Source organism: Archangium primigenium (assembly GCF_016904885.1).
Classification (GTDB): Bacteria; Myxococcota; Myxococcia; order Myxococcales; family Myxococcaceae; genus Cystobacter; species Cystobacter primigenius.
The window spans coordinates 5,325,480-5,342,435 of sequence record NZ_JADWYI010000001.1; the positions used below are offsets into that span (position 1 = coordinate 5,325,480).

The following is a 16,956-nucleotide window of genomic DNA, read 5'->3' on the forward strand; positions in this document are numbered from 1 at the left end:
GCCCTCAGAACAGGGCGTGCTCGGCCAGCAGCACCGCGAGCCCCAGCACGAAGCTCACCAGCGTGATGGGCAGGCCCACGCGCAGGTAGCCCATGAAGCTCAGGGACACCTTGTCGCGCGCGGCCTCGAAGACGATGAGGTTGGCGACGCTGCCCACCAGGGTGAGGTTGCCCGCCAGCGTGGAGCCCAGCGCCAGCACGTGCCAGCCGAGCACCGGATCCTGGAGCGTGGGCACCCAGGGGCGCGCGAGCATGACGAAGGGCACGTTGCTGAAGAGGTTGCTCGCCACGAGCGTCAGCCCCGCGAAGCCCAGCGTCTCGCGCCACGGCGGCCCGGACATGACGGGGGCGAAGAGCTGGTGGATGTCCTCCGCCCAGCCCGCCTTGTTCACCCCGTAGACGACCACGAAGAGGCTGGCGAAGAAGAGCAGCAGCACCCAGTCCACGCGCTCGAGCGCCTGGCGGGGCTCCACCCGCCGCGCCAGCGTCATCACCACCGCGGCCCCGGTGAGGGCGCTCCAGCTCATGGGCAGGCCCGCGAAGAAGGCTCCCACCACGCCCACGAGCGTCACCAGGGTGAGCCCCAAGAGGGGGCGATCCACCTCGGTGGCCGCGGGGTGGGTGGTGAAGCGCTCGTGGGACAGCTCGCGCCGGAAGACGAACAGCAGGCCGGCGATCACCACGGCGGTGGACACCACGGCGGGCAGCGCCATGTAGGCGGCGAACTGGGCATAGGGCAGCCGGGAGGCGCCCTGGATGAGCATGTTCTGCGGATTGCCGGTGAAGGTGGCCACCGAGCCCGCGTTGGAGGCCATGCACACGGCCAAGAGGTACGGAATGGGCGGCAGGCGCGCCTCCTCCACCACCACGAGCACGAGCGGCGTGAGCATCAGGCACACCGTGTCGTTGACGAGGAAGGCGGACAGGAAGGCGCTGGTGGCCGCCACCGCCACGAGCAGGAGCCGCGGCGTGTGGGCCTTCTGCAGCGCGAAGGCCCCGGCCGCGCGGAAGAAGGACGCGCGCGCCAGGTAGTCCGCGAGCAGCATCATCCCCAGGAGCAGCACGAGCGTGTCCATGTCCACGGCGTGCCGCTCGGGGTCATCGCTGTAGTTGAAGACCTCGTGGGGGGTGACGACGCCGGCCACCACCATGAGCACCGCGCCCACCAGCGCGCCGCCGGGACGATCCAGGCGGGGGAAGGGCAGGCGGATGCCCGCGATGAAGACATAGGTGAACAGGAAGATCGCGAGGGCCACGGGGCGCGGGACAGTAGCCCAAAGCGTTCTGTTACGCTGCCCTCCGTGCACGGAAGGGACAGGACTGGCGTGGGAACGGTGGAGCTGGATGGAAGTGAAGGGGAGGGCGGCGGGCAGATCCTCCGCTCGGCGCTGTCGCTGTCCCTCATCACCGGGCGCCCCTTCCACCTGGTGAACGCGCGCGCCCACCGCGACCCCCCGGGCCTGCGCCCCCAGCACCTCGCGTGCGTGCGGGGCGCGCTGGCGCTCGGCGGGGGCCGGTGCGAGGGCGCCCAGGTGGGCGCGAGCGAGCTGCACTTCGAGCCGGGCCCGGTGCGCCCCGGCGACTACGTCCTGGAAGTCGGCACCGCGGGCAGCACCCCGTTGCTGTTCCAATGTTTGGTCTACCCCCTGGCCCTGGCGGGGGGCGGCTCCCTCACCCTGCGGGGCGGGACGCACCTGCCGCACAGCCCCAGCTACCACTACCTCTCCGGCATCTGGCGGCCCATGGCGCGGGCGTACGGCCTGGACACCACGCTGCGCCTGGTGCACGCGGGCTTCTATCCGGAACGCGCCGGCGAGTTCGTCGCCGAGGTGGCCCCCGTGGACGCACCGCCCGGGCTCGTGGAGTGGACGGCGCGCGGCATGCTCCGGGACATCGCCGTGGGCTCGTTCGTGGGCGGGCTGCCCTTTGGCATCGCCGAGCGCCAGTCCCAGGCGGCCGTGGCGGCGCTGCGCGAGCACGGCCTGCCCAGTCACGCGGAGAACCGGCCCCTGTCCACCCTGCACTCGCGCGGCTCGGTGACCTTCGTGCTGGCCCAGTTCGAGCGCTCGCTCGCGGGCTTCACCGCCCTGGGTCGGCGGGGCCTGCCCGCCGAGGACGTGGGCCGCGCCGCCGTCGACTCGCTCGCGCGCTTCATGGAGAGCGGGGGCGCGGTGGACGCGCACCTGGGAGACCAGATCCTCCTGCCCGCGGCGCTGCTGGCCGCCGGCCGCCTCGGCCCCGCGTCCCCCGGCACCACCCGCTTCACCCCGGAGCGCGTGACCGAGCACCTCACCACCCATGCCCGGCTGCTCGAGCGCTTCCTGCCCGTGCGCGTGACGGTGGACGCCGAGGGCACCGTGGAGGTCGCCCCGACCTCCGCCCCCGCCAATCATTGACGGGCCAACGAACGGTTCGCACTTCCCGTCCGTCTAGAAAAGCACAGTCGGGTTTTTCCAGGGAGGCGTCACAGGCCCTAGATTCGGGGGGTGACGGATAACTCCGTCTTTCTCGTGAAGCGAGAAGCCCTGTTCGAGTCCGTCCCCCCGTAGACGCAGTCCCCCGAGGAGAAGTGCATGGGAATGAGCAAGTTCGGCCCCGTCGTCGTTTGGCTCGCGTGTGCCACGTCCGCGTACGCGGAGGCGCCGCTCAAGGGCAAGGTGCAGGACCGGGAGGTGTGGATCACCATCGGCACGGACGCGCTGGCACCGGTGCGCACGGCGCTCTCGGGTCAGGGGCTGCGGCTGGCCGCGCCCACCTTCGAGAAGGGCGGCGTGGCGGTGCTGCGCGTGAGCGAGTCCCAGGTGGAGAAGCTCTCGGGCGCGATGCACCAGGGGCTCAACCGCTGCGCGGGCTTCATCGCCCATGACTCGCAGGCGGAGGCGATGGCCGCCGCCGAGGCCGCCCACCAGCCCCAGACGCTGGGCATGGCGCTGGCGGCCAGCTACACGCTCAACAACGCCGCCTCGGTGAACGCGCTGCTCGAGGACATCCAGGAAATCAACATCCGCAACACCATCAACTCCCTGTCCACCAACTGGACCAACCGCTACTACAACGTGCAGAACGGCGCGGACGCGTCCACCTGGCTCAAGAACCAGTGGACGACCCTGGCCAACGGCCGCTCGGACATCAAGGTCGAGTTCTTCACCCACTCCTGGAAGCAGTCCTCCGTCATCGCCACCATCCAGGGCTCCACGCACCCCAACGAGGTGGTGGTGCTCGGCGGCCACCTGGACTCCATCAACCAGAGCAACCCCTCCACGGGCGTCGCGCCCGGCGCGGATGACGATGCCTCGGGCATCGCCTCGGTGACGGAGATCTTCCGCGTGGCGGTGGCCAAGGGCTACAAGCCGGCGCGCACGGTGAAGTTCATGGCCTACGCGGGCGAGGAAGTGGGCCTCTACGGCTCCAAGGCCATCGCCAACTCGTTCAAGAGCGCGGGCACCAACGTGGTGGGCGTGCTGCAGCTGGACATGACCAACTACAAGGGCTCCAGCTATGACTTCGCCATGGTGACGGACAACACCAACGCCCAGCTCAACGCCTTCACCACGAGCCTCATCGGCAAGTACCAGCCGGGCCTCTCCTACACCAACATCACCTGCGGCTACGGCTGCTCGGACCACGCCTCGTGGACCGCCGCGGGCTACCCCGCCTCGATGCCCTTCGAGGCCACCATGTCCACGGACAACAAGAGCATCCACACCCCCAACGACACGCTGTCGGTGACGTCGGGCAACGCGAACAACTCGGTCAAGTTCGCCAAGCTCGGCGCGTCCTTCCTGGCGGAGCTCGCCAAGGGCGCCACCACCGGCAACACGCCGCCCCCCGTGGACAGCGGCGGCGGTGGTACCCTGCCCACGGCCTCCTACGACAGCACGTACAAGGCGCCGCGCTGCGCGGCGGCGGGCATCGGGTGTGACTCCGGCACGCTGCTCAACGGCCGCGGCACCATGAGCCCCTCCGAGGCCAACGCCCCCAACACCATCGCCGCGGCGGCTTGCGCCGACAGCTCCAAGGGCACCTACCGCACGGACGAGTCCAACGAGCGCATCCGGGTGAGCACCTCGGACGGGGCCACCCTGGCCGCGGGCAAGACGGTGACGGTGGAGGCCACGGTGTATGCCTACTCCACCACGGCCGACAAGCTGGACCTGTACTACTCGGCGAGCGCCACCAGCCCCTCGTGGAAGCTCATCGGCACGTACAGCCCGAGCAGCACGGGGCTCACCACCATCTCCGCCTCGTACACGCTGCCCACGGGCGGCGTGCAGGTCGTGCGCGCCCGCTTCCGCTACAACGGCTCCGCGTCCTCCTGCACCGCCGGTGACTACATCGACCACGACGACCTGGTCTTCGCGGTGCAGTGAGGTCTGACGCTCCGCCCTTCCCAGACATTCATGGGGGAGGGCGGGGCGGGTTGTCAGGACTTGCAGTTGACCGGGAACGAGGTGTTGAGGATCCACTGCCCCTGGGGCGAGAGGACGAAGCCAAAGGCGAGCTTGTCGCACTGGGTCCTGCGCTTGTCCTTGCACGTGCCGTCGGCGTTGGTGCTGTCGCAGGAGAACGCGCCAATCAGATCCACGCCCGAGCCCAGCACCTTGTTGACGGGCACCTCGTGGTACGCGCTCGTGCCCGAGCAGTTGAGGCTGGGAATGCCCTCCTTCGACTCGTAGTTGCGCCAGACGCCCAGGTAGGCCTCGGGACTGGTGTAGAGCGTCTTGCCCGCCTGACCAGACGCCGGCTGCGCGGGAGGCCTCTTGCCGAGGATGTGCTGCGTCAGGTGTCCTCCGCTTCCCGTGTTGTTGTCGGCCACGCCGCTGTTCTTCACCGTGGGCAGGGTACGGCACTCCGCGGCGAGGGCATGCAGGGGCCACCCACAGACCATCGTGGCGACGAGCAGGATGCGTCCAGCGGAGTGACGACTCTTGTTGCGCTCAACCATGGCACTCTCCTTGCGTCGAGTTGCTTCGAGGTGAAAGCACCGCGTGCGGTGTCTTCGCGTGCGATCCTCAGCGCAAACATCCGCCCGTCAGGGATGAAAGCAACAGGCGGGCGGCGCAGCGCTCCGCGTGACACCGATAGAGTCGCCTGTGTCTCGTCTGCCTTCCCATTCCCACGCAATCCAAGAGAGGGAGGGTAAGGACTTGCATCGGCAGACAGGCCGACGCAGGTTTCCTATTGAATATCTGACAATGGACGCAAGTCTGAAGGAGGGAATATGCGATGGCTACTGGCATCCGTGGTGGGCGTCACGCTCCTGCTGTCAACCCAGGCCCACGCCGCGAACTGGGGTGATCTGAAGGACGATGGCTGCAAGGGCGCGAATGTCCATCGGTTCTCCGCGGTCCTCTGGAACATTCCCTGGGGCTCGAACTGGGAGGCCACCTGCGCGGAGACGCCCATCCTGGACTGGGGCCCGCCGACCCGCTGTGTGACCAACCTCAACGTGTGGGGCGAGTGGGACCGTCCAGATCCCACCTGCAAGTAGCCGCACGGGGAATACGGCCCGACACCCCTCGCACGGGTGTCGGCCCTTCTTGTAAGCGCATGGGACCTCAGGCCAGGTGTTTCTCCGCGAAGACGCGCATGGCGTCCCGGATGAAGCCCGCCGCCCCCTCCGCGTGCCGCTCGTAGACGGCGGCGAAGCGGGCATCCGTCACGTACATCTCGCCCAGGTTGATGTAGGCCTCGCGGTTGGGTGTCCAGAAGAAGGACGTCCACGTGTAGTGCCGGCGCACCAGGGACTGCACGGTGTCACTGGCCACGTCCTCGCCCCGCACGTGGGCCTCGGCGAGCGCCTGGGCCACCCGCTCGTGCTCCGCCATCCGCTCGCGCTGGGCCTCGCGGCTCAGCGCCGCCCACTTGCGCGTGCTCTCGTCATGGGCCTCGCGGCCCCATCGCTCGACCACTTCCTGCTCGTGCTGGCTGTGGTCGAACCCATCCAGAATCTCCTCGGCCATGAGTGCCTCTCCTCGCGTCAGCTTGTGAATCGTCGTCTCCACCGACTGGATCCGCCGCTCCAGCCGATGCCGCTCCTCACGCAGCCAGGACAGGTGCGTGCGCAGGGCCTGGGTGGTGTCGCGCTGCCCCTCGAGCACCTCGGCGATGGCGGGCAGGCCCAGTCCGAGCTCCCTCAGCAGCAGGATGCGCTGCAGGCGCACGAGCGCCGCCTGGTCGTAATAGCGGTAGCCATTGCTTCCGGTCCGGCTGGGCTTGAGCAGCCCCACGTCGTCGTAATGACGAAGCGTGCGGCTCGTGGTGCCCGCCAGGCGAGCGATGTCCTGAATGGACCACTCCATCGGGCGCCTCCTGGGGTTCGCTCCAACGACGATCACGGTACGGCTTGACGTTGCGTCAAGGTCAACCCCCTTCGCACCGAGCCGCGTCGCGCTCACTCCACGGCGGGACGTGGCCGGAAGAGGGCGCAGCGGAGCACGGGCTGGGGCGGATACTTGTTGGGCAGGAGCGGGCAGAGGATGAAGGTGGACGTCTTCGTCCGCACGTACTTCGGCGGAGCCGCGCAGCGGTGGCACAGGCTGGTGGGGAAGGGCAGGTCGGGGGGAGCGGTCTCATCCACGGGGCTCTCCTGGGGCCGGGAAAGGGGGCGGATGCTACCCGGCCCGCCCCGCTTCCCCTAGACGGTCTAGGGCACACTCGCCCAGCCCGTCGAGGGAAAGGCGGGACACGGCTCCGGATTCCCACGGGAGTAACGGAAGGCTGGCGCACCCGCTCGCTCGGCCGTAGACTGGGCAGCCAGTCACCGACGTGACAGTGTATCGCGATGGCGCCTACATAGACGGACGATGTGAACCCCATGCCCCGTGTTTGTCTTTGATTTTTGTCTGTCTTTTGTTTTCGATGTCTATTTTGAGTCTGTGTTTATCTGCAATCATTAACAAACAATCGCCGGAATGATAGGGATTGATGGTGGTGTCCACCCGGCATAGGATGCCCAGCACATGGCCGTTTCCGACGCCGCGACCGGGACCCTCGACTTCTCCACACCGCTTCTCTGCCAGCAGCTCTGGAACGGCGACTACCAGGTGTTCCCCGTGGCGGCGCCGGAGCTGGCGAGCCATGCGGCCTCGCTGGAGGCCTGTCTCACCGAGCAGCGGCTGTTCCTCGAGGAGCACCTGTCCCAAAGCGCGCCCGAGGAGCTGGCCCGCTTCTCCCTGCCCGAGCGGGTGCGGCTGGAGTTCCTCGAGCTGCCGGTGACGCGGGGCGATGTGCCGAAGCGGCTCGCGCGGCCCCTGCCCATCGAGCTGGCCGTCGTCGTCATCCCGTTCGCGGACGAGACGTGGGTGTCCGTCCCGGTGCTGGATCACACTGTCTTCGTGGGCCGCGAGCAGGACGTGCGCGAGACGGTGCGCGCCGACGTGGAGCGACTGCTCGCCGCGCGGGAGCTGTCCGGGCCCGAGCTGCTGAAGCTGTTGCCGCCCCGCGCGACGACGCTGGAGACGCTCGCGCTGTCGCTCCGGCGAGGGGAGCCGGGGGACAAGGCGCGCGCGGAGCGCAAGCGGCGGGACGAGAAGCTCCAGAAGGATCAGGCGCACGAGGTGCTCCGCTCCGTCTCCACGCCCCTGCATCCCCGGGACGAGGCGCGCCACGGGCCCCCGCTGGTGGGGCGGGACACCGAGCTGGCCCTGATGGGCACCCTGGTGGGCGGCGAGAAGCGCCAGGGCGTGCTGCTGGTGGGCCCGGAGCTGGTGGGCAAGACGGAGCTGCTCCTGGCGTTCATGCGCGCGGAGCACAAGGCGGGGCGGGCGCGGCCCGTCTTCGCGACGAGCGGCTCCCAGCTCATCGCGGGCATGTCTGGCTTTGGCCAGTGGCAGGAGCGGGTGCTCCGGGTGATGCGCGCCGCCCAGCAGCTCGACGCGATCCTCTACTTCGAGAACCTGGGCGAGCTGCTGGCCCAGCACTCCACCGAGTCCATCAACCTTCCCGGCGCGATGAAGCCCTTCCTCGACGAGGGCCGGGTCCGGGTGGTGGGCGAGCTCACCCCCGAGGCGTTGGATCTCCTGGAGAACCAGCACCCGGGCTTTCTCGCCGCGTTCTCCCGCGTGCGCCTGGAGCCCCTGGGGGCCCGGCCGACCCGCGAGGCCCTGCGCCTGCGCGCCGCGTGGCAGCAGCGGGCCGAGCCCACGCGGCCCTCGCTCGCGGAGGACGCGGTGGAGCCGCTCGTGGAGCTGGCCGAGCGCTACCTGCCGGGCCGGGCCCTGCCGGGCAAGGCGGTGCGGTTGTACGAGGAGCTGCGCGCGGGCCTTCACCAGGAGCGCACCGGCGATGGTCAGGTGCCCCGGCTCACCCGGACGCGGCTCTACTCCCTCTTCAGCCTCAAGACGGGCGTGCCCGAGTTCCTGCTGCGCGAGGATCGCGCGCTCCTGGCCTCGGACGTCGAGGCCACCTTCCGCCGCCAGCTCGTGGGGCAGGAGCTGGCCGTGCGCCGGGTGGTGGAGACGCTGTGCATGGTGAAGGCGGGGCTGCAGCCCCAGGGCAAGCCGCTGGCCACCTTCCTCTTCGTGGGGCCCACGGGCGTGGGCAAGACGGAGCTGGCGCGGCTCCTGGCCACGTTCCTCTTCGGCTCCCCGGAGCGACTGTTCCGCTTCGACATGAGCGAGTTCATGGACTCCTGGGCCGCCGAGCGGCTCATCCGGGGCAATGCCCAGGGGCAGGGCCTGCTCACGCGGCGGGTGCGCCAGCAGCCCTTCTGCGTGCTGCTGCTCGATGAGATCGAGAAGGCCCATCCCGCCGTCTTCGATCTGCTCCTACAGGTGTGTGGGGAAGGGCGGCTCACGGACACGCGGGGACAGACGGCCTGGTTCCACAACGCCCTCATCATCATGACGAGCAACCTGGGCGTGGCGCACCGCCGCTCGCCCCTGGGCATCGGGGCCGCGGAGGTGGACGACGGCGCCTACTACCTGCGGGAGGTGCACCGGCACTTCCGGCCCGAGTTCGTCAACCGCATCGATCAGCTCATCGCCTTCCGCCCCCTGTCGGCCGAGCAGATCCAGGAGGTGGCGCGGCTCGCGGTGGGCAAGCTCGGCCAGCGGCGCGGACTGCTGCAGCGCGGGCTCTCGCTGGACGTGCCCCCGGACATCACCTCCCGGCTCGCCACCTCGGGCTACCACGAGGCGCATGGGGCCCGGGGCCTGCGCCGGCACCTGGATCAACACCTCGTCGTGCCCCTGGCCCGCGCGCTCTCCGCCGCCGGGCCCGATGCACGGGGAGGGGAGCTGGTCTTCTCGCCCAACGACGAGGGCTTCTCCGTGGCGCTCGCCCGGGGCCGTCCGCGCCAGGTGCGCGATCAGCTGGCGCGCGTGGAGGAGCTGCGCGCGGAGCGCGTCCGGATCGAGGCCCTGCTGAAGCTGGACGCGGCCGAGCGCCTGGGCGAGCAGCTGCGCTTCCTCGTCGCCCAGCTCGCGCGCGAGCAGACGCACGCGGCGCGCGGGCCCGAGGCCGTGTCCATCAGCCGGCAGCAGTCCGAGCACGGTCGGCTCGAGCTGCTCTGGAGCCAGGTCGAGCGGCTGCGCGCCACGATCCTCTCGGCCGAGGAGCTGGCCCTGCTCTCCCTCTACGAGCAGCAGGACGTCACCCCCTTCGTGGACGAGGCCCTGGCGCACATGCGCGAGCTGCGGCGGCTGTTGCCCTCCGTCCTGCTCGCCCTGCAACCCCAGCGCGATGGCATCACGCTCATCGTCCAGGAGGCGGGGGACACGCGTGCCATGGATCGCTGGCTGCTGCCCCTGCTCGACGTCCTGTCCGCGCGCGGCTGGGTCGCCGGAGGCCGGATCTCCGTGCCCCGGCGCGCCGAGCCCCAGCGGCGCGACTGGTCCCCCGACGTCCTGTCCGCCGAGGCGCTCAAGCGGGCCCTGAACGAGCCCGAGCGTCCCTTCCGGGAGGTGCTGCTGTCGGTGGGCGGCCCCTATGCCGGCTCCTTCCTCTCCCTGGAGGCCGGGCTGCACCGCTACCCGTCCTCGGACAAGCTGCGCGAGCAGGTGCTGCTCACCGTGAGCCCCGTGGCGACGACCACCCACCTGTCCGAGAAGGAGCTCGTCCTGCCGCTCGTCGCGCCCCCCGAGCCGCCCCCGCTCGCGCAGTTGCGGTTGATCCCCGCCACGCGCGAGCACCTGCCCGATGGCACGGTTTCCATCGGCGACGGCGCCCGCACGGTGGCGCTGGACGGGCAGGGCTACTTCCAGGCGCTGGAGCTCGTCCTGCTCGAGCACATCCTCCTCATGGAGTCCGCCCGCCAGTTCGACCCGGAGAGCGCCCCGTCCTTTCCGGTCGACCAGCTCCGGAGCGCCACGTCATGAACTTCATGATCTCCGTCTACCAGCGCCGCGACAGCGCGGGCGGGCTGTCCTGGACCACGCTCGGGCTCGGCCCCCATACCCAGGCGCGCACGGGCCGGGGCGCGGTGAAGCTCCAGCAGAAGATCGTGGAGGAGCTGCGCACGCTCGTGGGCAAGCTCCCCGTGCACGAGCTCGCCGCCTTCCAGCTCTCCCGGGGCGTGCGCCTGGAGCGGATCCCCCTGGAGCTGGACTTCAAGCGCCTGCGCGTGTCGGGCGCGTTCCCGCTCATCCTGGAGCCCCGGTGGCGCACGCGCGGCGAGTCCGTGACGATCGCCTACCACCCGGAGCGGCAGGGGGAGTGGTTCACCGTGGAGGCCCAGGGCTCCCTGGCGGAGCAGGCCCGCGCCTTCTTCACCCATGCCTGGTCCGGCCTGGAGGCGCCGGAGCTCGAGTCCCTGCGCTCCAACCGCAAGGACAGCCTCAAGGTCCTGTCCTTCGAGGCGACGCCCCGAAGCCCGTTGGAGCTGCTGGGCAAGCGCCAGGGGCCCTGGGCCGATCTGGATCCCCAGGACAGGCCCGGCGCGGAGAAGAAGCACAAGAAGTCCTCGGTGGGGGGCACCCAGGTGCTCCACACCCTCGGCACCAACCTCACGCTCCAGGCCGCCGAGGGCACGCTCGCGGCGGGCATGCCCCGCGCGCCCTATCGCGACCAGTTGCAGTGGCTGCTCGGGGGCGAGCGCAAGACGCCGGTGCTGCTCGTGGGGCCGCCCGGGTGTGGCAAGCGCACGCTGCTCAAGCGCTTCGTGGTGGATCTGCTCGAGTCCGAGGGGTACGCCACCCACCACAACCTCGACAAGGTCTCCGCCGTCTGGACGCTCGCGGGCAAGCGGATCATCGCGGGCATGAGCTACGTGGGCGACTGGGAGCAGCGCTGTCTCCAACTGCTCGAGGACGTCCGGGGCCGGCCGCGCGTGCTGCTCGTGGAGGACCTGCACGCCTTCGGCCGCATCGGTCGCACCCGGGACAGCGACACCCACCTGGCGCTCTTCTTCCAGGGCGCGCTCGCGCGGGGGGAGATCCTCCTGGTGGGCACGGTGACGCCCGAGCAGCTCCAGCGGCTGGAGGCCGACGCGCCCTCGTTCGCCGCGCTCTTCACCCAGCTGCACGTCCGGCCGACCGCCGCCGACGAAACCCTGCGCATGCTGCTGCACGAGTCGCGGGAGCTGGAGGTCCGGCACCAGGTGCGCTGGCACCCCCTGCTGTTTCCCGCCCTGCTCGAGCAGGCCAGCGCCCTGTTCGCCGGCGCGGCGCTGCCCGGCAAGGCCATCGACACGCTGCGGGAGCTGGCCACGCGCCACCAGCACACGAACCGGGTCATCACCTCCGAGGAGCTCTTCGCCGCCCTCGCGGATCGGACCGGGCTGCCGCCCCAACTGCTCAGCGCGCGCGAGCGGCTGATGCCCGAGGACGTGCGCGAGGCGCTCGCGCGCAAGGTCATGGGCCAGCCCGCGGCGATGGACGCGGCGTGCGACCTGGTGCTGCGCATCCACGCCGGGCTCACGGATCCCCAGCGCCCCTACGGCGTCTACCTCTTCACCGGCCCCACCGGCACCGGCAAGACGGAGCTGGCGCGCGCCCTGGCCCACTACCTCTACGGAGACGCCTCGCGCCTGGTGCGACTGGACATGGCCGAGTTCCAATCGCCCGAGGCCGTGGCCCGCCTCACCGGGGATGCGTGGAACCCCGAGGGCCGGCTGACCCGGCTCATCCGCGAGCAGCCCTTCTCGCTCGTGCTGCTCGACGAGATCGAGAAGGCCCACCCGTCATTGCTCCACCTGCTGCTCCAGGTGTTCGACGAGGGCCGGCTGACGGACGCCTCCGGCGAGACGGCGGACTTCACCCACGCGGTGCTGGTGATGACGAGCAACCTCGGCGCCCGGCGCCGGCCCCGCGTGGGGTTGGTGGAGGCGGACGCGCGCGCCCAGGCGCTCGAGGCCGACCGGGCCGTGCGCGAGTTCTTCCCCCCGGAGCTCTTCAACCGCATCGACCGCGTCGTGTACTTCTCGCCCCTGTCACGCGAGGTGGGGGAGCAGGTCGTCGAGAAGGAGCTGGCGCGGCTGCTCGCGCGTCAGGGGCTCACGTCCCGCAACATCTTCGTGTCCGCGGACGACGCGGTGAAGCGGCGCATCGTGGAGGAGTCCTTCGATCCGCACCTCGGCGCGCGGCCCCTCAAGCGCTACCTCGAGGAGCACGTGGGCCAGGTGCTCGCGGAGGCCATCATCCGCGGGCCCCAGTCCCCCTTGCGCCTGTTCCAGCTCTACCTGCGCGAGGGCCACTTCGAGGTCCAAGCCGATGCCCTCATCCCCCGCGAGCCCGTGGCCGAGGGGTTCGCGCTGGAGCCCCTCCTGTCCCTGCCCATGGCGCGGCTGCGGGAGACGCTGCGCGAGGCACGCGAGGACGTGCGGGCCATGCGCGAGAGCGAGGCGCTCGGGGCCCTGTCCGAGCAGGTCCGCTTCCACCTGGATCGGCTCCAGGCCGGGGAGCGCGAGCACGCCGAGTCGCTCTACACCCTGGACGCGATGCGCATGTACCTGGAGCACTTCGCCGCCCAGCTGGACACCCTGTCGCGCGCGCCCGAGGAGGACGCCCGCGAGATGATCGAGGTGGAGCGCTTTGGCCTCCTGGAGGTGTCCCACGCCAACGTGGTGCGCCTGTTCGACCGCCGCTCCTTCGCCCCCGTGCGCACCGCGTCGCGCGAGCAGATGCTCGACGTGCTGGCCGAGGTGTACTTCCTGCGGCGCATCCTGCGGGGGCTCGCCTCGCCCGAGCAGCACCTGGTGCAACTGGAGCTGCTGCCGCTCGGCCAGTGGCGGCGGGGCGCCACCTCGGGCTCGCAGCTCACGCGCTGGCTGTGCACCGCCTACGCGCACTCGCGCGGGACGATCGAGTCCTTCGCCGTGCTCCTGCCCAACGGGGCCCGCGTGAGTGGTGGCGCCCGGCAGCTGCGCGAATTCCTGCATGCCTCCACCGTGGAGCCCGTGCACGCCGCCATCAAGCTGGTGGGCCCCGGCATCCGGCCCTTCCTGGAGGGCGAGAGCGGGCTGCACGTCTGGCAATCCTCGGGACGCCTGCCGGAGATCGTGAAGGTGCGTGTCCACCCGGCCGACGCCCCCGCGCCGCCCCTGCTGCTCGCGAGCCATGCCGCGCGGCTCCAGGCCTTCCACGAGGCACGCCAGCAGGGACTCCAGCCGCTGCCGGAGGATCCCGAGGCCGCCATGCCCGTGGTCCGCGCCTACCGCTTCGAGCCTCCCTCGCGCCAGCAGGTGGCGGAGCTCGAGCTGGACGACTACCTGCTCACCTACAGCGGCGTGCACCGCGTGCGCTCGCCGGCCGACGCCCTGCCCACCCTGTGGCGGCTGCGCATGAGCCAGAATCCGAGCGGCACCGAGACGGGAGGGACGCCATGAGCGACAAGAGCCTGCGCGTCTACTTCACCACCCACCAGGACGGCCGACTCACCGGACAACTCCTGCCCGTGTGGGAGCGGCTCTTCGATGCGCCTCCGCCCTCCGCCTACGGGCCTCGGGAGGCGGACGTGTACGCGGAGCTGGAGACGCACGTGCGGCGGATGCTCCGGGAGGACGCGGCCGCGCTCGAGCGCTTCCTGTGGTCGGAGACATTGGAGTCGCGCACCCTCACGGTGGAGATCCACCCCCAGGCGATGCACCGCAAGCACCCGGTCATCGCCCGGGCCCTCGTCCCCCTGCGGCTCACCTACGTCTACGGGCGCATGGCGGGCGGCGCCTGGCGCGTGCGGGTGCCGCGCTTCGGCTGGTCGTTCGTGCTCGAGGACCTGTCCATCGCGCGCGAGGTGCTGCAGAACGCGCTCACCACCGCGCTGCTCGGGGAGAACCCCCGGGGCCTCTACGACTTCCGCCACGAGGGCGCGGAGTACGTCCAGGCGTGGGATCCGGGAGGCCTGCGCCAGGATGCGCGCCCGGACGAGTCGCCGCCTCCGCCCGCCGAGGTGCTCACCCAGGTGGGCGAGGAGCTGACGTCCCGGGCGCTCGGCGGCCGCCAGCCGCCGCTCGTGTACGACGCGGGAGGGCCCCTGGAGGGCTGGGAGCTCGCGCGGCGCCACCCGCCGCCGTCGCTGCTGTTCGTGGGAGAGGCGGGCACGGGCAAGACGAGCCAGGTGCTCATGCTGGCGCGGCGCATCGCCGAGGCGCGGCGCGAGGACAAGAGCGCGCACCTGCCGGACATCTGGCGCACGAGCGCCGAGCGGATCGTCGCGGGCATGGTGTACCTGGGCATGTGGCAGGAGCGCTGCCTGAAGCTCGTGGGGGCGCTGTCCTTCGAGGAGGACTACCTCTTCGTGGACAAGCTCACGTCGCTGCTCGCCCCCCAGCCGGATGGTTCCTCCATTGGAGACCTGCTGCTGCCCGCGGCGATGAGCGGGGAGATCTCCCTCATCGCCGAGTGCACCGAGGCCGAGTTCGAGCGCTGCCAGCGGCGCTTTCCCGAGGCGCTGCGGCCCTTCCACGTGCTGCGGCTCGAGCCGCCCACGGCCTCGCGGATGCCGGAGCTGATGCTGCGCTACCAGGCGGTGCGCCGCAGCCGGGTGACCATCCACCCCGTGGGCCTGCGGCAGCTCGTGGGGCACCTGGAGACGTTCCAGCGCGACAGCGCCTTTCCCGGCAAGGCCTTCCGCTTCATCGACTGGTTGGATCAACAGGGCGAGCCGGGCCGCGGCCGCACCCTCTATCCGCGCGATGCCTCCGAGGCCTACGCGCGCTACACGGGCCTGCCCCTGCAGCTCATCAGCGACGACATCCCCGCCGAGCGGAGCGCGCTCGCCGCCCAGCTCCAGGCGGGGGTCATCGGCCAGGAGCGGGCGTGCACGCTGGCCGCCGGGGTGCTGGCCCGGTTCAAGGCCGGCTTGAACGATCCCGACAAGCCCGTGGGCACGCTCCTGTTCGCCGGCCCCACGGGCGTGGGCAAGACGGAGCTGTCCAAGCAGCTCGCCCGGACGCTCTTCGGCGACGAGTCGCGGATGATCCGACTCGACATGTCCGAGTACATGCTGCCCGGCTCGGCCCAGCGGCTCATGGAGGTGGGGCCGGGCATCTCCAGCCTCGCCGAGCGCGTGCGGCGCCAGCCCCTGTCGCTCGTGCTCTTCGATGAGATCGAGAAGGCCCACGCGGACGTGTTCGACCTGCTCCTGGGCATCCTGGGCGAGGGCCGGCTCACGGATCACCTGGGCCGCCTGGTGGACTTCCGGATGACGGTGGTGTGCATGACGAGCAACCTCGGCGTCGAGTCGGCCGAGCCCGCGGGCTTCGGCGCCGAGCGCGGCGCGGAGGACTTCCTGCGCGCCATCCGTCAGGCCTTCCGGCCCGAGCTGTTCAACCGCATCGACCATGTCATCCCGTTCCGCCGCCTGTCCGAGGCGGACGTGCTGCGCATCGTGGATCTGGAGCTGGAGAAGGCGGCCTCGCGCGAGGGCCTGGTCCGGCGGCGGCTACGGCTGGCCGTGGACCCGGAGGCTCGGGCGTGGCTCGCGCGGCAGGGGTATGAGCCCCAGTTGGGCGCGCGGCCCCTCAAGCGGCTCATCGAGGCCCGGGTCATGGCGCCCATCGCCGTGAGGCTCGCGGCCGAGGCCCACCTGGAGGGCGTGGCACTCCCGGTCGTGGTCGCGGGCAGCGAGGCCGAGCGTCGGCTCGACTCCACGCAGCGGGCCCTCGCCACGGTGCTCACCGCGGAGGAGGCACGCCCATGATGTCCGTCCTGGTGTCCGTCCTGCTCGCCGCGACACCGACCGAGACCCTCACCTCGGCGCTCCAGGCCCGCGTGGCCCGGGAGCAGGGCGCCACCGTGGCCGTGGTGTACCAGCGCCTCGGCGCGCCCCGGGACACCGTCACGCTGGCGCCGGACCGGGTCTTCCATGCCGCCAGCACCATGAAGGTGGCGGTGTTGCTCGAGGTTTTCCGCCAGGTCGACGCGGGCACCCTGTCCCTGGACGCGGCGCCCGTGCTCACCAACGCTTTCACCTCCATCGTGGATGGCTCGCCCTTCACCGTGGACGCGAAGAACGACGAGGACCCCGGCCTCCACGAGCGCGTGGGCCAGCCCGTGCCCGTGCGCGAGCTGGTGGAGCGGATGATCACCCGGTCGAGCAACCTGGCCACCAACGCGGTCATCGCCCGGGTGGACGCGAAGCGGGTGACGAAGACCTTGCGCGCGCTCGGGGCGCGGAAGATGACGGTGCTGCGCGGCGTGGAGGACGGCAAGGCGTACGCGAAGGGGCTCAACAACACCACCACGGCCCGGGACCTGGCCCGGCTGCTGGCCGCCATCGAGGAGGGCAAGGCGGCCTCGCCCGCATCCACCGACGCCATGCGCGCCATCCTCCGCGCGCAGGAGCTGAACCAGGAGATTCCCGCGGGACTGCCTCCGGGCACGCCCGTGGCGCACAAGACGGGGCAGATCTCCGGCGTCCTCCACGACGCCGCGATCGTCTATCCGCTTGGCCACGCGCCCTACGTGCTCGTGGTGCTCACGAGCGGCATTCCGGACGAGCGGGTGGCACGCGCGCTCATCGTCGACGTGTCGCGCCAGGTATTCACTCACGCCACGCGGTAGCGCCGCACCTGGAGTGC

General features: G+C 70.9%; 11 protein-coding genes. 7 read left to right on the forward strand and 4 right to left on the reverse strand.

The window, feature by feature from the left end; translation table 11 throughout:
• Positions 1-4: 4 nt before the first annotated feature.
• Positions 5-1,255: an SLC13 family permease gene (locus I3V78_RS21855; protein WP_204490393.1), complete on the reverse strand. Its 1,251-nt coding sequence runs from the start codon at positions 1,253-1,255 to the stop codon at positions 5-7.
• A gap of 69 nt (positions 1,256-1,324) precedes the next feature.
• On the opposite strand from I3V78_RS21855, the gene rtcA reads away from it, so the two are divergent.
• Complete coding sequence (gene rtcA, locus I3V78_RS21860; protein WP_338023703.1) at positions 1,325-2,395, forward strand: RNA 3'-terminal phosphate cyclase; 1,071 nt, start codon at positions 1,325-1,327, stop codon at positions 2,393-2,395.
• A gap of 177 nt (positions 2,396-2,572) precedes the next feature.
• A complete protein-coding gene (locus I3V78_RS21865) occupies positions 2,573-4,369 on the forward strand; it encodes a M20/M25/M40 family metallo-hydrolase (RefSeq protein WP_204490395.1) in 1,797 nt (598 codons plus the stop codon).
• A 53-nt stretch (positions 4,370-4,422) separates the two neighbouring features.
• Here the strand turns inward: I3V78_RS21865 and I3V78_RS21870 are convergent, their stop codons facing one another.
• The gene (locus I3V78_RS21870; protein WP_204490396.1) at positions 4,423-4,944 is read right to left on the reverse strand and encodes a hypothetical protein; all 522 of its coding nucleotides are present in this window, start codon (positions 4,942-4,944) and stop codon (positions 4,423-4,425) included.
• A gap of 276 nt (positions 4,945-5,220) precedes the next feature.
• On the opposite strand from I3V78_RS21870, the gene I3V78_RS21875 reads away from it, so the two are divergent.
• A complete protein-coding gene (locus I3V78_RS21875) occupies positions 5,221-5,490 on the forward strand; it encodes a hypothetical protein (protein WP_204490397.1) in 270 nt (89 codons plus the stop codon).
• A gap of 67 nt (positions 5,491-5,557) precedes the next feature.
• On the opposite strand, the gene I3V78_RS21880 is transcribed toward I3V78_RS21875, so the two are convergent.
• Positions 5,558-6,301: a MerR family transcriptional regulator gene (locus I3V78_RS21880; RefSeq protein WP_204490398.1), complete on the reverse strand. Its 744-nt coding sequence runs from the start codon at positions 6,299-6,301 to the stop codon at positions 5,558-5,560.
• A gap of 92 nt (positions 6,302-6,393) precedes the next feature.
• Positions 6,394-6,579, reverse strand: coding sequence for a hypothetical protein (locus tag I3V78_RS21885; RefSeq protein WP_204490399.1), 186 nt, complete (start codon positions 6,577-6,579; stop codon positions 6,394-6,396).
• A 382-nt stretch (positions 6,580-6,961) separates the two neighbouring features.
• Between I3V78_RS21885 and I3V78_RS21890 the strand changes: the two genes are divergently transcribed.
• Genes I3V78_RS21890 through I3V78_RS21905 form a run of 4 tightly spaced genes read left to right on the forward strand, consistent with a single transcriptional unit; the run spans position 6,962 to position 16,939 of the window.
• Complete coding sequence (locus I3V78_RS21890) at positions 6,962-10,318, forward strand: AAA family ATPase (protein ID WP_204490400.1); 3,357 nt, start codon at positions 6,962-6,964, stop codon at positions 10,316-10,318.
• A complete protein-coding gene (locus I3V78_RS21895) occupies positions 10,315-13,764 on the forward strand; it encodes an AAA family ATPase (RefSeq protein ID WP_204490401.1) in 3,450 nt (1,149 codons plus the stop codon). The genes I3V78_RS21890 and I3V78_RS21895 overlap by 4 nt, the downstream gene beginning before the upstream one ends.
• Positions 13,761-16,076, forward strand: coding sequence for an AAA family ATPase (locus I3V78_RS21900; protein ID WP_239576516.1), 2,316 nt, complete (start codon positions 13,761-13,763; stop codon positions 16,074-16,076). The genes I3V78_RS21895 and I3V78_RS21900 overlap by 4 nt, the downstream gene beginning before the upstream one ends.
• A complete protein-coding gene (locus I3V78_RS21905; RefSeq protein WP_204490402.1) occupies positions 16,073-16,939 on the forward strand; it encodes a serine hydrolase in 867 nt (288 codons plus the stop codon). Before I3V78_RS21900 ends, I3V78_RS21905 begins: the two co-directional genes overlap by 4 nt.
• Positions 16,940-16,956: the final 17 nt, after the last annotated feature.

Bases quoted from the DNA above. Each gene is read 5' to 3' on its own strand.
- I3V78_RS21865 (WP_204490395.1), top strand. From the start codon at position 2,573: ATGGGAATGAGCAAGTTCGGCCCCGTCGTCGTTTGGCTCGCGTGTGCC.
- I3V78_RS21870 (WP_204490396.1), bottom strand. From the start codon at position 4,944: ATGGTTGAGCGCAACAAGAGTCGTCACTCCGCTGGACGCATCCTGCTC.
- I3V78_RS21875 (WP_204490397.1), top strand. From the start codon at position 5,221: ATGCGATGGCTACTGGCATCCGTGGTGGGCGTCACGCTCCTGCTGTCA.
- I3V78_RS21880 (WP_204490398.1), bottom strand. From the start codon at position 6,301: ATGGAGTGGTCCATTCAGGACATCGCTCGCCTGGCGGGCACCACGAGC.
- I3V78_RS21890 (WP_204490400.1), top strand. From the start codon at position 6,962: ATGGCCGTTTCCGACGCCGCGACCGGGACCCTCGACTTCTCCACACCG.
- I3V78_RS21895 (WP_204490401.1), top strand. From the start codon at position 10,315: ATGAACTTCATGATCTCCGTCTACCAGCGCCGCGACAGCGCGGGCGGG.
- I3V78_RS21900 (WP_239576516.1), top strand. From the start codon at position 13,761: ATGAGCGACAAGAGCCTGCGCGTCTACTTCACCACCCACCAGGACGGC.
- I3V78_RS21905 (WP_204490402.1), top strand. From the start codon at position 16,073: ATGATGTCCGTCCTGGTGTCCGTCCTGCTCGCCGCGACACCGACCGAG.